Source organism: Brevundimonas sp., from assembly GCF_036402095.1.
In the GTDB taxonomy this organism is placed as follows: domain Bacteria; phylum Pseudomonadota; class Alphaproteobacteria; order Caulobacterales; family Caulobacteraceae; genus Brevundimonas.
This window is the reverse complement of the sequence record NZ_DASWTO010000159.1, coordinates 1-13423: the sequence shown is the minus strand read 5'-3', so window position 1 is coordinate 13423 and position 13423 is coordinate 1. Positions and strand designations below refer to the sequence as shown.

13 protein-coding genes are annotated in these 13423 nt (G+C 70.6%); 8 read left to right on the top strand and 5 right to left on the bottom strand.

Annotated elements, in window-relative coordinates; genetic code table 11:
* Window positions 1-169: 169 nt before the first annotated feature.
* Window positions 170-2239 (bottom strand): S46 family peptidase, encoded by a 2070-nt coding sequence (locus VGD32_RS11030; protein WP_331031934.1) that lies wholly within the window; start codon window positions 2237-2239, stop codon window positions 170-172.
* Between the two features lie 160 nt (window positions 2240-2399).
* On the opposite strand from VGD32_RS11030, the gene VGD32_RS11025 reads away from it, so the two are divergent.
* The 3 genes from VGD32_RS11025 to VGD32_RS11015 are packed head-to-tail and all read left to right on the top strand — an operon-like array spanning window position 2400 to window position 5358.
* On the top strand, window positions 2400-3572 hold the full coding sequence (locus VGD32_RS11025; RefSeq protein ID WP_331031933.1) for an ABC transporter permease: 1173 nt from the start codon (window positions 2400-2402) through the stop codon (window positions 3570-3572).
* A complete protein-coding gene (locus VGD32_RS11020) occupies window positions 3572-4321 on the top strand; it encodes an ABC transporter ATP-binding protein (protein WP_331031936.1) in 750 nt (249 codons plus the stop codon). Before VGD32_RS11025 ends, VGD32_RS11020 begins: the two co-directional genes overlap by 1 nt.
* A gap of 20 nt (window positions 4322-4341) precedes the next feature.
* Window positions 4342-5358 (top strand): HlyD family secretion protein, encoded by a 1017-nt coding sequence (locus tag VGD32_RS11015; protein WP_331031932.1) that lies wholly within the window; start codon window positions 4342-4344, stop codon window positions 5356-5358.
* 22 nt (window positions 5359-5380) lie between these two features.
* Here VGD32_RS11015 and VGD32_RS11010 read toward each other — a convergent pair whose 3' ends face one another.
* Window positions 5381-6178 (bottom strand): crotonase/enoyl-CoA hydratase family protein, encoded by a 798-nt coding sequence (locus tag VGD32_RS11010; RefSeq protein ID WP_331031935.1) that lies wholly within the window; start codon window positions 6176-6178, stop codon window positions 5381-5383.
* Between the two features lie 116 nt (window positions 6179-6294).
* Between VGD32_RS11010 and VGD32_RS11005 the strand changes: the two genes are divergently transcribed.
* Both VGD32_RS11005 and VGD32_RS11000 read left to right on the top strand, forming a co-directional pair.
* Window positions 6295-6516: a DUF1289 domain-containing protein gene (locus VGD32_RS11005; RefSeq protein ID WP_331031931.1), complete on the top strand. Its 222-nt coding sequence runs from the start codon at window positions 6295-6297 to the stop codon at window positions 6514-6516.
* A 140-nt stretch (window positions 6517-6656) separates the two neighbouring features.
* The gene (locus VGD32_RS11000) at window positions 6657-7169 is read left to right on the top strand and encodes a TIGR02281 family clan AA aspartic protease (protein ID WP_331031930.1); all 513 of its coding nucleotides are present in this window, start codon (window positions 6657-6659) and stop codon (window positions 7167-7169) included.
* On the opposite strand, the gene VGD32_RS10995 is transcribed toward VGD32_RS11000, so the two are convergent.
* Entirely contained in the window at window positions 7166-7990 is an 825-nt protein-coding gene (locus VGD32_RS10995) for a sulfite exporter TauE/SafE family protein (RefSeq protein WP_331031929.1), read from the bottom strand. The genes VGD32_RS11000 and VGD32_RS10995 overlap by 4 nt on opposite strands.
* Window positions 7991-8153: 163 nt before the next feature.
* Between VGD32_RS10995 and VGD32_RS10990 the strand changes: the two genes are divergently transcribed.
* Window positions 8154-9242: a hypothetical protein gene (locus VGD32_RS10990; protein ID WP_331031928.1), complete on the top strand. Its 1089-nt coding sequence runs from the start codon at window positions 8154-8156 to the stop codon at window positions 9240-9242.
* A 106-nt stretch (window positions 9243-9348) separates the two neighbouring features.
* Window positions 9349-10857: a hypothetical protein gene (locus tag VGD32_RS10985; protein WP_331031927.1), complete on the top strand. Its 1509-nt coding sequence runs from the start codon at window positions 9349-9351 to the stop codon at window positions 10855-10857.
* Here the strand turns inward: VGD32_RS10985 and VGD32_RS10980 are convergent.
* Window positions 10854-11378: a methylated-DNA--[protein]-cysteine S-methyltransferase gene (locus VGD32_RS10980; RefSeq protein WP_331031926.1), complete on the bottom strand. Its 525-nt coding sequence runs from the start codon at window positions 11376-11378 to the stop codon at window positions 10854-10856. The two genes, VGD32_RS10985 and VGD32_RS10980, sit on opposite strands and share 4 nt — an antisense overlap.
* The gene (locus VGD32_RS10975) at window positions 11375-12163 is read right to left on the bottom strand and encodes an isocitrate lyase/phosphoenolpyruvate mutase family protein (RefSeq protein ID WP_331031925.1); all 789 of its coding nucleotides are present in this window, start codon (window positions 12161-12163) and stop codon (window positions 11375-11377) included. The genes VGD32_RS10980 and VGD32_RS10975 overlap by 4 nt, the downstream gene beginning before the upstream one ends.
* A gap of 176 nt (window positions 12164-12339) precedes the next feature.
* Here VGD32_RS10975 and VGD32_RS10970 point away from each other — a divergent pair.
* The coding region (locus tag VGD32_RS10970) for a DEAD/DEAH box helicase family protein (protein WP_331031924.1) at window positions 12340-13423 on the top strand (1084 nt) is incomplete at its 3' end.

Sequence of the window (13423 nt, the reverse complement as noted above, 5' to 3'; positions counted from 1 at the left end):
GGACTTCTCCTTCCTTCTCCCCTGCGGGGGAGAAGGTGGGCCCGAAGGGCTCGGATGAGGGGGCTCTGTCCGCATCCAGAACGGAAAAAGGGGGCCGGCGTCAACCAGCCCCCTCAACCGTCTCGCTCTGCGAGCCACCTTATTCCCCGAGGGGAGAAGGATTTTTGGCCTATTCGACCCCCAGTTCCTCCAGGATGCGCGGGTTCGGATAGACGGTGCGCAGCACTTCGGTGATCGCCGCGGTCGACACCGTCACCGTACGGTTCAGCTCGCCGTCGTAGCCGAAGGCGCCGCCCAGCGAGTGGATGTTGCCGTCGAACGCCGCGCCGATCACCTCGCCCTCGGCGTTGACCACGGGCGAGCCCGAGTTGCCGCCGATGATGTCATTGGTCGAGACGAAGTCGTAGACGACATCCTTGTTCACCCGCGCCTCGTTGTCGGCGAAGGCCTGGGCGAGGTTGAACGGTTCCGAACCGGTAGCCCGATCGTACAGGCCGCCGATGTAGGTGAACGGCGGCACCGTCACGCCGCGATAGGTCCAGCCCTTCACCTCGCCGTACGACAGGCGCAGGCTGAAGGTGGCGTCCGGATACTGGTTGGTCCCGTAAACGGCGAAGCGCGCCTGGGCGACCTTTTCGGCCGCGCGGGCGGTCGGCGCATTGACCTCGGCCGCCCAGCGGTCCGCGATGGCCCTGGCCGCCGCGTCGTTCGCGGCGACGAACGCCAGCAGAGGATCGGCCGCCGACAGCTGTTCCACGGTCATCCCCAGCGCCTGCCGGCGGAAGTCGGCATCGGCCAGCTTCGTGCCGGAGATCAGCCGGTCGGCGAGGGCCTCGGGGCTCTCGCGGCCGAGCAGCGCCTTCACCTGCGGATGGTCGACCGTCAGGTATTCGCGCGTCTTGGACAGCCAGTAGCGCATCCGGATCTCTTCCATCTCGGCGGAGACGGGCGTGTCCGTTCCAATGGCCTCGGCCATGCGGGTGCGCTGGGCTTCCGTCATGGCCGGATTCTTGGCGGCGCGGACCAGGCTGCGGGCCCACGAATACAGCTGCGAGCCGCCGCCGGCGGCCTGCTCGAGCTGGCGATAGGGCAGATACAGCTCGGTCGCCGTGGCCTGGACCCGCGTCAGGTCGGCCCACGGATCGCCGATCTGCTGCACCAGGGTCGGATCGGCCGCGACGCGGGCGCGCAGTTCGTCCTCCTCGGCGCGCTTTCTGGCCATGAAGGCGGGGTCGGTCAGGGCGCCCTGCTGGCCGTAGTAGACCTTGAAGCTGTTCTCGAGACCGAAGATCGGATCGAACGAGACCCGCTTGGCCTCGTCCCCGGTCAGCGAATACTCCAGCAGGCGGCCGCGCAGTTCGGAGTTCTGGATCAGGGTGACCGGCAGCTGCTGGTCGCGCAGCCGCTCCAGCTGGCTCATGGTCAGCAGGCGCGAGGTCGAGCCCGGGTTGCCCGACACGAAGGTGACGTCGCCTTCTTTCGGCGCCTCGGCGTTCCACTTGAGGAAGTTCGGCGTTTCGGCCGGCTCGCCATCCTCGTAGGCCCGCAGGAAGCCGGCATCGAGGGCGTAACGCGGGAAGTTGAAATTGTCCGGATCGCCGCCGAAGAAGGCCGCCTGGTTCTCCGGCGCGAAGACCAGCCGCACGTCGTCGTACTTGCGGAATTTGTGCAGGCTATACTGGCCGCCCCGGTACAGGCTGATCACCTGACAGCTGAATTTCGGGTCCTCGGCGCAGGCCTCGTTCTGGATTTTCGCCACCTCGGCCTGGCGCGCGGCGTTGAAGGCGGCGCCTTCCAGCCCCTGGCCTGCGGCCTGGACGCGGGCGGTGACGTCGACGATCTCGGTCAGCACTTCTGCGGTCTGACCGGGGCAGCGGATCTCGTCCTCGCGCGCGGCGGCGGTGAAGCCGTTCTTCACATAGTCCTTTTGCGCGTCCGACAGCTCCTGGGCGCAGCCGACGACGCAGTGCCAGTTGGTCAGGACCAGCCCCTCGGGCGAGACGAACGAGGCCGAACAGCCCTGGATGCGCACCGAGGCCAGCCGCAGCCGGTCCAGCCACGCCTGGTCGATCCGGGCGCCGTATTTCTGGTTCACCGTCTGGATTGGGAAGTTGTCAAAGGTCCACATGCCCTCGTCGGCCATGGCGGCCGAGGGCGCGGCCATGACGGCCATGACGCCGGCCACCGCGGCGAGGGAAGCGGTCGCGGAGACGGCGGAACGAAGCGAACGGAGGATCATGCTTGTGCTCTCAGGTCGACCGGCTCCCGCCGGTATGAATGGCGCATCCTAGCAACCGCCGATGAACGAACACCATCCAACACGGCCTTAACCCGATTTAACTTGGCCCCAACCATCGGCGCCGTCAGATAGCGGCGTAACCCGGGGGCCGGTCTCTTCGATGTCGCTTGCACTCTCCACCCTGCTCTATGAGTGGCGGCGCTACATGGCGGCGGTGCTGGCGCTGGCCCTGTCCGGCCTGCTGGTGCTGGCCATGACGGGCGTCTTCATCGGCATCGGCAAGGGCTTCACCGCCACGATCGAGCGGTCCAGCGCGGACATCATCATCATGCAGCCCGGCGCCAAGAGCCTGATCGGCGGGCCGTCGGGCGTGCCGCGGCGCTTCATCCCCCTGGCCTATCGAAACCCCGAGGTCGTCGAGGTCCAGCCGCTCGACGGCGCCGGCGGCTCCTTCCAGTCGGTCAAGAACGTCGACCCGACCATGTCGCAGGCCGACCGCGCCAAGATGGGCGCCCCGCGACAGGAGTTCGTCCAGACCAGCATCATCGACACGACCCCCGGCGCGGTCACCATTCCGACCGACTATTCGCAGGAACTCGTCGACGCCCTGCGCCAGCCCTACACCGTCGCCATCGACGAGACGGCCATCTCCAAGCTGGGCGTCAAGCTGGGCGACAAGGCCCTCTACAACGGTCAGACGGTCACGGTCGTGGGCGTGACCCGCGGCTATCCCAACATGATGCAGGCGACCATCATCATGTCCCGGGACACGCTGCGCATGGTGGGTCAGGCCGACACCGGTCCGCGCGTCGGCCCCCTGATGGTCAAGCTGCGCGATCCCGCCCAGGCGCAGCGCGTCGCCGCCGAGCTGAACGCCCAGGGCGATGGCCAGTGGAAGGCCTGGACCCGTCAGGAGCTGGCGGACGCCAACGCCGGCGCGATGTTCGAGGAAGGCATCCTCGTCATCATCATCGGCGGCTGCGTGGTTCTGGGCACCATCATCGGCGTGTCCATCACCTGGCAGACCCTGCGCGGCGCCATCATGGCCAATATCAAGGAGTTCGCCTCCCTGCGGGCGCTCGGCGTCGGCATGGGCTCGCTGCGCCGCATCGTCATGGAGCTGAGCTTCTGGGTCGGCTGCGTCGGCGTCGCGGCCGCGATCTTCCTCACCTGGCTGGTGCAGATGCTGGCCATGGCCAACGCCGTGATCATCGCCCTGCCGCCGGTCCTGCTCGTCGTCGTCGGCGGCGGCCTGATCATCATCGCCATGCTGTCCGGTCTGCTTTCGCTGGGCATCCTCAAGAACAGCCAACCCGCGGACCTGCTGCGATGATGACGACCCGGGTTCACGGCAAGCACGGCGAAGCCGCCATCGAGGCCACCGGCCTGGTCAAGCGCTTCAAGTCCGGCAAGAGCTTCATCGAGGTGCTGAAGGGCGTCGATTTCGACGCGCGGCACGGTGACCTGACCATGGTCATGGGCCCCTCCGGCTCGGGCAAGTCGACGCTGATCGCGGCCCTGTCCGGACTGCTCCGCCCCGAGGAAGGCCGGGTCGACACCCTTGACGTCGACAATCTGTGGAAGCTCTCCTCCGGCCGGATCGACAAGTTCCGCCTCGACCATTGCGGCTTCATCTTCCAGGGCTTCAACCTGTTCCCCGCCCTGACCGCGCTGCAGCAGGTCGAGGTGGTGCTGAAGTTCCAGGGCCTGTCCAAGGCTGACGCCAGGCGCCGCGCCAAACTGGCGCTGGAGGAGGTCGGCCTCGGGCCGCGTCTGCACCAGAAGCCGTCCTCCCTGTCCGGCGGCGAGAAGCAGCGCGTGGCCATCGCCCGCGCCCTCGCCAAGGACCCGCAGATTCTGTTCGCCGACGAACCGACCTCCGCCCTGGACGGCGAGAACGGCCAGATCGTCATCCGCCTGCTGCGCCGGGCCGCCACCGAACACGGCGCCGCCGTCATCTGCGTGACCCACGACCCGCGCCTCGAGGCCTGGGCCGACCGGGTCATCCACATCGAGGACGGCGTGATCATCGACGACCAGCGCCGCACCCCCAATCCCGACGCCACCCTGGCCTCGCACTGACCGACCCAAGGACTGAACCCATGCCCGGCTTCCTCAAGAACAAATGGCTCTGGATCGGCGTCGTCCTGATCGTCGTGGCGTTTGTGGGCTACAACTTCATGCAGGCCGGGGCCGCGAAGAAGAAGGCGGAGGAAGAGCAGGCCGCGGCCCAGAAGGTGGAGAGCCCCTACGCCGCCATCGCCAACGGCAAGGTCGACGTCGAGGGCGGCATCATCCAGATCGCGGCCCGTCGCGGCGGCGTGGTCCGTGAGGTGCTGGTGCAGGAGGGCGATCGCGTCGTGGCCGGCCAGATTCTCGCCCGCCAGGAAGACGACGAACCGCGCCTGGCCCTGCAGAGCGCCGCCGCTGACGTCGCCCAGGCCGAGAGCCAGCTGCGCCTGATCGAGGTCGACATCCGCACCGCCCAGCGCGAGTACGACCGCCTGCAGAAGCTGGTCGAGACCAATTTCGTCGCCGCCCAGCGGCTCGACCAGGCCCGCGACGCCATCGCCCAGGCCCAGGCCCGTCTGGGCTCGCAGCAGGCCGCGGTCCAGACCGCCCGCGCCCGCCGCGACCAGGCCGCCTACAACGTCGAACTGACCGTGATCCGCGCGCCGCAGAGCGGCCGCATCGTGCGCCGCTACGCCAACCCCGGCGCCGGCGCCTCGACCCTGAACGTCTCGACCATGTTCGACCTCGAGCCGGACTCCCCGCGCATCGCCCGCGCCGAGATCGTCGAGAGCGACATCCCCAACGTCACTGTCGGTCAGGCCGTCGAAATCACGCCGGAAGGCGATCCTTCGAAGGTCTATGTCGGAGCCGTGCTGCGCCGCGCCGCCGTCTTCGGAGCCCGCAAGCTGGCGTCGGACGACCCGTCCCAGCGCTCCGACGAGCGGGTCGTGGAGGTGGTGGTCACGGCCGGCGACGCGCCGCTGCTGATCGGCCAGCGGGTTCTGGTCAAGTTCATGAAGCCGGGCCAGGCCGCCGGCGCTCCCCGCGCGGCCGCCGTCGGCGTCCCCGCCGGCCGCGCCATGCGTCAGCCCGCACGGGCGGGCTAGGGCCTGCCGCCCGCCGGGCTCCTCAGGATCCCCTGAACGACGCCGGCCGCTTCTCCAGCACGGCCGCCACGCCCTCGGCGTGGTCATCGGTCAGATGCGCCAGGGCCTGCATGGCCGCGGTCATCTCCAGCATCTGGTCGAAATTCATGTCGCGGCCCTGACGCAGCAGGGTCTTGGCCATGCGCAGCGCCTGCGGCCCGTGCGCGGCCACCCGCTCCGCCGTCGCCAGCGCCTCGTGCATCAGGGCTTCGGGCGCGACCACATGGTTGACCAGCCCCCAGCGCTCCGCCGTCGCCGCGTCGATCGTCTCGCCGGTGAACAGCATCTCCGCCGCCCGGGCGTAGCCGACGTTCCGCGGCAGCAGCCAGGCTCCGCCGTCGCCGGGCAGGATGCCCAGCTTCAGGAACGGCACGCCGAACGTGGCGGCGCTCGAGGCGATGCGGATATCAGCCAGCCCGGCGATGTCGCAGCCGAGCCCCATGGCCGCGCCGTTCACCGCCGCGATGAGAGGAACCTCCAGCCCGTACAGCGACCGCACGATCCGGTGCACCACCCGGCGATAGCGCTCGCGGATCTCCGCTCCCGAACCTTCAAACAGGTCGCGGCGGTCGCGCATCGCCTTCAGGTCGCCCCCCGCCGAAAACGCCCGGCCCGCGCCGGTGATCACCACGCAGCGCACCGCGGCGTCGGCGTTGACCGCCGCGCAGGCGCGGGCGAAGGCCTCGCCGTCCTCGAGATCGGGCAGGGCGTTCAGCCGCTCGGGCCGGTCCAGCGTCCAGATCTCGATGGCGCCGCGTCGTTCCGTCTGGATCAGGGTCATGACGTAGCTGTGCCGCAATCGCCGCTCGGGCACAATTCCGGGTCAATGCGTAGGCGCCCCGGCCGCTCCACAGGGAAGGCTGGAGTCCGGCCGTCCGCCCGGGTCATAGTCCGCGGATGTCTCCGACCACCCAGCCGCCCCGCTCCATCGCCACCCCCTGCGTCAAGGTCTGCATCGTCGACGGCGCCTCGGGCCTGTGCCTCGGCTGCTGGCGCACCCTGTTCGAAATCGGCGGCTGGAGCGGCTTCACCGAGGCCGAGCGGGCGCGGATCATGGCGGAGCTGCCGGGGAGGGAGGCATCAGGCAGCAGGCAGCAGGCGACAGAAGATCAAGGATAGACCCACGCTCCGGCGGCGCCATTCTGCTGCCTGCTGCCTGCTGCCTGCTGCCTGCTGCCTGCTGCCTGCTGCCTCCTCGTTTACCCGCCGCCAACCATCCCTCTTCACCGCATCCCAACGCGGCCGTGGGACAAGGGGGCATGCGGTTCGATCTGTCCTCCGCGGCCGTCATGGCCTTCGCCGTCGCCTCCGCCCTGGCCACCGCCTGGTGGATGGATCAGGCGGGCCTGCGCGGCTCCGCCCATGCGGCCACACCGCCCCCGGTCGTCTCCGCGCCCGCCTCCGGCCGGCCCGGCCAGGTGCTCAAGGCGGCCGATGGCCACTACTGGGCGGACGCCGTCATCGAAGGCCGCGTGGTGCGTGTCATGGTCGACACCGGCGCCACCGTCGTGGTCCTGACCCCCGCCGACGCGGCCCGCCTCGGCCTGAAGCTCTCCGCGGCCGACTTCTCCGGTTCCGTGGCGACCGCCTCGGGGCCGGTCCGCGCCGCGCCCGTGGAACTGACGGCCGTGGCCGTCGCCGGCGCGCGGGTCGATGCCGTGCGCGCCCTGGTCGTCGAGCACGGCCTTCCGCATTCCCTGCTCGGCATGAGCTATCTCGGCCGGCTGTCCTCGTTCAGCGCCACGCCGGCAGGGCTGACCCTGCGCCCCTAGAGCGCCTTCGCCAGCACCATCGCGGCGGCCGCCAGCAGGTACAGGGCGAACGCTTTCCTCAGCACGCGTCGGTCCAGAGCGTGGGCCAGCTTCGCGCCCCACGGCGCCACGGCGGTGGTCAGCACGGCCATCACCACCGCTCCGGGAACGTTGACGTAGCCCAGCGACAGCGGCGGCCGTCCAGCCGCGTCCCAGCCGAAGGCCACGAACCCGGCGGTCGCAGCCGTCCCGATGGCCACGCCGAACCCCGAAGCCGTCGCCACCGCCTGATGGATGGGCCGCCCGCACAGCGTCATCAGCATGCCGCCGAAACTTCCGCCGCCGATCCCCATCATCGCCGACAGGCCTCCGATCGCCGTTCCCAGCCCGCGCCGCCCCCAGCCTGTCGGCAGGTCCGGCCGCAGCACATACCGCTCCGGCATAAGCCCCAGCTGCGCCGCCACGCCGGCCAGGCACACGCCATAGACCACGGCCAGCCCTTCCATCGAGGTGACGCCCGCCACCCCCGCGCCCACCAGCGCCCCGAACCCCACCCACGGCGTCCAGGTCTTCAGCACCACCTCGTCGACCGCCCCATGCGTCCGGTGAGCCTTCAGGGACCGCCATGACGTGGCCACGATCGTCAGCAGTGACGTCCCTATGGCCGTATGCAGATTGCTCTCGCCGCCCACCCCCAGCACCTCGAAGGCATAGAAGACGGCCGGCACGATCACCGTGCCCCCGCCCACGCCGAACAGCCCGGCTATGAGCCCGCCGGCCAGCCCGGCCGCGGTCAGGGCGGCGAGCAGCAGAAGGATCTCGTTCAGCGGCAGGACGGTCATGGCCCAGCACTAGCTGAGCCGGACAGGCGAGGGGAGGGGCGTCTCCCCCGATGCGCGCGGGAGAGGACTGCGAAGCGGAGGGGGCGCTTGCCGCGCCAGTGGCAACCTTCGTCCCGGAACCCCGTTCTCTCTGTTCAAGGCATTCGCCGGAAAGAGCTTTCCCATGACCGCGATCCATACACTGTCGGCCCTCGCGGCCGGCGCCCTGGCCCTGTCCGCCGCCGCCGCGGCCGAGGCCCAGACGCCCTACACCAGTTACCAGTCCGGCCCGGCCGGCGTACCCGCCTCGTGCCGCAACGTGGAGCAACTGCCCAACGGCTATGTCTCGGCCGAATGCCGGACGGAGGGCGGCTTCCGCTGGAGTTCGATCCGGAGCGTCGACTGCCGCAGCGCCATCACCAACCGCAACGGCGTGCTCAGCTGCAGCGGCCCCACCGCCACGGTCGGCCCGCTCTATCCCGAGGACGCCTCCGGGCCCGGCCAGGGCTACGGGCCGGCGCAGGACCAGCCGGGCGATGTCTTCGGCGCCCTGCTCGGGGCCCTGTTCGGCGTGCAGACGGCGGACCAGAGCGATCAGGTGCTCGACGAGGACTGGAGCCGCGGTCGCAGGCCGCTCTATCAGCGCCGCGCCGATCTCGACGCCCGCATCGACGCCGGCGTCCGCGCGGGATCGATCAGCCGTTTCGAGGCCGACCGCCTCCGCGACGACTACGACGCCCTGGTCCAGCTCGAGACCCGCTACGCCGCTGACGGCCGGATGACCACGACCGAGCGCCGCGAGCTGCGCGACCGCTACCGGGCTCTCTCACAGCGCGTCGGCGATGAACGTCGCGACGATGACGACATGGATTATGGCTGGCGGCCGCTGGCGGATCAGCGCGCGGCCTTCTTCGCCCGCGTCGATCTGGGCGTGCGCGACCGCACCCTGACCCGCAGTGAGGGGACCCGGCTGCGCGCCGACTTCGACGCCCTGGTCCGGCTCGAGTCCGACTACCGCCGCGACGGCCTCAGCATCCGCGAACAGCAGGACCTGACCGACCGCCTCGCCGATCTTGACCGCCGCATCGGCAACGTCGCCAATGACGGCGGCTACGGCTACGACCCCCGCGCCGCCGAACTCGAGGCCCGCATCACCGCCGCCGAGCGCAACGGCTCCATCACCCGCTCCGAAGCCGCCCGTCTCCGTGACGAGCTCCGCGACCTGACCCGTCGCTGGGCCGACCTGGAAGCGCGGGTGAGCGTAAGGCGCTAGGCCCGCGGCCAGCCTCGCCCTCCTATTTGAAGAAGGGGGGCGAGGGAACGGGGACGGCTTTCCCGCGCCTCTTCCTCGCGTTACGGTGGCGCAGGGGGAGGGCTTCATGATCCTTGAGTTGCTTCTGGCTTCGGCCATGTCCGCGCCTGCGCCCGCTGCGGCGCCTACGCCTTCGCCTGTCCTCGCGAGAACCCCGCAGACGGCCCCGACGAAGGCCATCGCCGATCTCTGGGCTCAGCTCGGAGCGGCGATCAATACGGAGGACGCCCCGGCGGCGCTCGCCCTGAGCAAGCTCATCGCGGATCACCCCGATTTCGAACGCGAACCCCTGGCCCGGCGGCAAGCGCTCCGCAACCTGCTGGGGTTGCTCTATGCGGGCGAAGGTCAGTATGCGGCGGCGCTCCCCTACCTGATCGAGTCCTCCGAGCGGGAGGGGGCGTCCGTGAACATCTGGTTCAACCGCATCGGGGCCCATGCGGGCGTTGACGACATGACCGGCGCGGCGCGCGCCATGATCACCCTGCTCGACCGCCATCCGGAGGTCATCGAGGACCTCGCGGCCGACTATATCTTCCAGCTGGAGGCGAATCCCGACGTCGACCCCGAGGCGGCGTTCGCTCTCCGCTCCGCGCTTCGGGACTCTGGCTGGCGGGCCCGCTACGATTCCGGCGTCTGGGTCCGGCTTGTTGACGACCTGCTGGAACGGGACCGGCTCGAAGAGGCCGTGCCGCTGGTCGAGCGGGTCAGCAGCTCGGGCGCATTGCTCCAGCTGCACGCCATGCGCCGCTACGATGTGCTGCGCGCCGCCGCGGGCATGCCCGAACTGGACATCGCCGCCATCCTCGACGCCGAACTGGAGGCTCAACGGGTTGAGGCCGCCGCCCCCGGCGCGCCTTACGAGGCGCGCGTCGCCTACGCCTCGAGCCTGCATACCCGGGGCCGATTGGAGGAGGCGCTTGCCGCCACCGAGTCCGTGCTGGCGCTGCCGCCGCCGGAGGCCGGATCGGACGACGGCCGAGCCCTGACCTGGATCATGGACACCCGGGCTCGCGTGCTGATGGACCTCGGCCGCATCGAGGAGGCCGTGGTGCAGATGCAGGCGGCCGCGAAACGGGATGAGGGCCTGGGCGGCGCCAACGTCAGCCAGACGATCAACCTCGGCTGGTTCTACCTCAGGGCCGGCGACAACGCCCGGGCCATCGCCACCGTCAAGACGGTCGACCCCGACATGGCCACGGGCTACGGCGTCATGCAGGCCATGCATGTGCGGGGCTGCGCCGCCGAGGCGATGGGCGATCAGGCGACGGCGGCGCCCGCCTTCTCCCACATGGCGCAGAACTGGCGCGATGCGCCGCTGACCTGGGTCGAGGCCCAGGCCTGCCGCGGCGATGCCGACGGGGCCGCGGACACGCTGCTGTTGATCCTCGCCGACGAGACCCTTGCCGACAGCGGCGTGGGAACCCTGCACGGCTATCAGGTGATCCAGCGGGCTACCGACTATGATCGCCGCGTCGGCGAGGCGCTGGCCGCGGCCTACGCGCGGCCGGATGTCGTCGCCGCTCGCGACCGGGTGGCGCGTGCCTTCACCATCCCCACCACCGGGGCCCAGTTCTAGATCAGCAGCGCCCCTTCGTGCCGCAGCAGCCAGCCCTTGCGCTCCAGACCGCCGCCGAAGCCCACCAGGGCGCCGTCGGCGCCGATCACCCGGTGACAGGCGAGCACCAGCGGGATCGGATTGCGGTTCAGGGCCACCCCCGCCGCCTGGGCGGCCCCAGGCTCGCCCGCCCGCCGCGCCATCTCGCCGTAGCTGATGGTCACGCCGGCCGGCACCTCGGCCAGCGCCCGCCACACCCGCGCCTGGAAGCCGTCGCCCGCGGCCGCGCCCTCCAGCGACCACGGCGTCCGGGTCAGCGCCTCCCGGTCGCCGGCGAAATAGGCCGCGATCGTGCGCGCCACGGCCGCCGGGGTCTCGCCGTCGGCCAGAGCCGCCGCCGGATATTCGCGCCGCATCGCCTTGATCAGCCCGTCCCCGAAGGACACGCCGCGCACGACGCCGCCGTCGTCGCAGGCCAGCGCCAGTGGGCCGATCGGGCTGTCCAGCCACGACAGGGTCAGACGGGCGGGCGCCTCCCTCATCGCGCCTCCGGCATCATGGCGTTCAGCTCGCCCCAGCCCAGGGCGCCCTCGGACAGCGGCGCCGAGCGGCCGTCGTCGAGGAAGCCGCGGGTCAGCGCCGCCGCCCGGCCCAGCGCCGCCCCGACGATGCCGGACCCGGCGCTCAGCCGCCGCACGCCCAGCCGCTCCAGCGTCCGCGCGTCCGGCAGGCCCGGAAAGGCCAGCAGGTTCAGCGGCATGTCCGTCGCCCTGACCAGTTCGGCGATGCCCGCCTCATCGACCAGCCCCGGCGCGAACAACCCGTCCGCCCCCGCGGCCCGGTAGATCGCGCCCCGCCGCGTCGCCTCGGCCGCCCGTCCCGCCGCCTCGCCCACGCCCCTCAGCCATAGGTCGCAGCGGGCGTTGATGAACAGATCCGGGCCCACCGCCGCGCGGATGGCCGCGATCTTGGCCGCCAGCGCCTCCGGCGATCCGCCGCCGTCCTCGATGTTGATGCCCTGCGCCCCGGCCTCGACCACCTGCCGGGCCGAGGCGGCGACCTCGGCCGGGTCGTCGGCATAGCCGCCCTCGAAGTCCACGGAGACCGGCAGCCCCTGCGCCGCCCGCACCACATCCCGCGCGGCCTGGACCACCCGCCCGATCGGCAGGGCGTCGCCGTCCGGCCAGCCCAGCGCCCAGGCCACGCCGGCGCTGGTGGTGGCGATCGCCTTCGCCCCCAGCGAGCGCATCAGCGCCGCCGAGCCTCCGTCCCAGGCGTTGGGCAGGATCAGCAGGCCGGATCGGTGCAGCTCGCGAAAGGCGGTCATGGGGGGGCTCCTCTGGTGAACGGATAACATGGCGCCGCCGCCCGCGCGCGCTGGCGGTTTCCGGCCCTGCTCACCCGTCCTGCCGCCACCCTCCTGCCACCATGCTGTCAGCAGTGCAGCCCGCGCGCCGTCCGCACGTTGTGGCGCTGTCGGCTTCCGCCCCCTAGATTGCGTTCATGGCCCGTTCCCCCAGCAAGCCCGTCCACGTCCCCGGCCAGTCGGGTCTCGCCGAGGCCCCGGCGAAATTCCTCCACGATCCGGCGGCGGCGAAGAACCGCATGCCGATGTTCGCCCCCGTCACCGGCCCGCGCCTGACGCCCGAGGAGGCCCCCGGCAAGCCCTCCGACTGGGTCCCGCACCGCCCCGACCGCCCGGCTGACCGCAAGCACATCCCCTTCCGGCTGGAGACGAAATACACCCCCGCCGGCGACCAGCCCGCCGCCATCGCCGAGCTCGTCGCCACGGCGAAGACGGGCGAACGCGACCAGGTCCTGCTCGGCGTCACCGGCTCGGGCAAGACCTTCACCATGGCCAAGGTCATCGAACAGACCCAGCGCCCCGCCCTGATCCTCGCCCACAACAAGACCCTCGCCGCCCAGCTCTACAGCGAGTTCAAAAGCTTCTTCCCGGACAACGCGGTCGAGTATTTCGTCTCGTACTACGACTACTACCAACCGGAAGCTTACGTACCCAGAACAGACACTTACATCGAGAAAGACAGTTCGGTGAACGAGCAGATCGACCGCATGCGCCACTCGGCGACGCGGGCGATCCTGGAGCGGGATGATGTGATTGTCGTCGCCTCGGTCAGCTGCATCTACGGCATCGGGTCGGTCGAGACCTCTACCGCGATGACCTTCACGCTGAAGGTCGGCGACCAGATCGACGAGGCCAAGCTGAGGGCCGATCTGATCGCGCTGCAGTACAAGCGCAACGACGCCGCCTTCGAACGCGGCATGTTCCGCAAGCGCGGCGACGTCATCGAAATCTTCCCCGTCCACCTCGAGGACCGGGCCTGGCGCGTGTCGCTGTTCGGGGACGAGGTGGAGGCGATCCAGGAGTTCGACCCGCTGACCGGCAAGAAGACGGCGGACCTGACCGAGGTCACCGTCTACGCCGCCAGCCACTACGTCACCCCCCGGCCCACGCTCAACCCGGCCATCGGCGGCATCAAGGCCGAGCTGAAGGAGACGCTCGACTGGATGGTCGAAAACGGCAAGCTGCTGGAGGCCCAGCGGCTGGAGCAGCGCACCCGCTTCG

Coding starts and splice junctions, on each gene's coding strand:
- VGD32_RS11030 (WP_331031934.1), bottom strand. CDS start 2,239: ATGATCCTCCGTTCGCTTCGTTCCGCCGTCTCCGCGACCGCTTCCCTC.
- VGD32_RS11025 (WP_331031933.1), top strand. CDS start 2,400: ATGTCGCTTGCACTCTCCACCCTGCTCTATGAGTGGCGGCGCTACATG.
- VGD32_RS11020 (WP_331031936.1), top strand. CDS start 3,572: ATGACGACCCGGGTTCACGGCAAGCACGGCGAAGCCGCCATCGAGGCC.
- VGD32_RS11015 (WP_331031932.1), top strand. CDS start 4,342: ATGCCCGGCTTCCTCAAGAACAAATGGCTCTGGATCGGCGTCGTCCTG.
- VGD32_RS11010 (WP_331031935.1), bottom strand. CDS start 6,178: ATGACCCTGATCCAGACGGAACGACGCGGCGCCATCGAGATCTGGACG.
- VGD32_RS11005 (WP_331031931.1), top strand. CDS start 6,295: ATGTCTCCGACCACCCAGCCGCCCCGCTCCATCGCCACCCCCTGCGTC.
- VGD32_RS11000 (WP_331031930.1), top strand. CDS start 6,657: ATGCGGTTCGATCTGTCCTCCGCGGCCGTCATGGCCTTCGCCGTCGCC.
- VGD32_RS10995 (WP_331031929.1), bottom strand. CDS start 7,990: ATGACCGTCCTGCCGCTGAACGAGATCCTTCTGCTGCTCGCCGCCCTG.
- VGD32_RS10990 (WP_331031928.1), top strand. CDS start 8,154: ATGACCGCGATCCATACACTGTCGGCCCTCGCGGCCGGCGCCCTGGCC.
- VGD32_RS10985 (WP_331031927.1), top strand. CDS start 9,349: ATGATCCTTGAGTTGCTTCTGGCTTCGGCCATGTCCGCGCCTGCGCCC.
- VGD32_RS10980 (WP_331031926.1), bottom strand. CDS start 11,378: ATGAGGGAGGCGCCCGCCCGTCTGACCCTGTCGTGGCTGGACAGCCCG.
- VGD32_RS10975 (WP_331031925.1), bottom strand. CDS start 12,163: ATGACCGCCTTTCGCGAGCTGCACCGATCCGGCCTGCTGATCCTGCCC.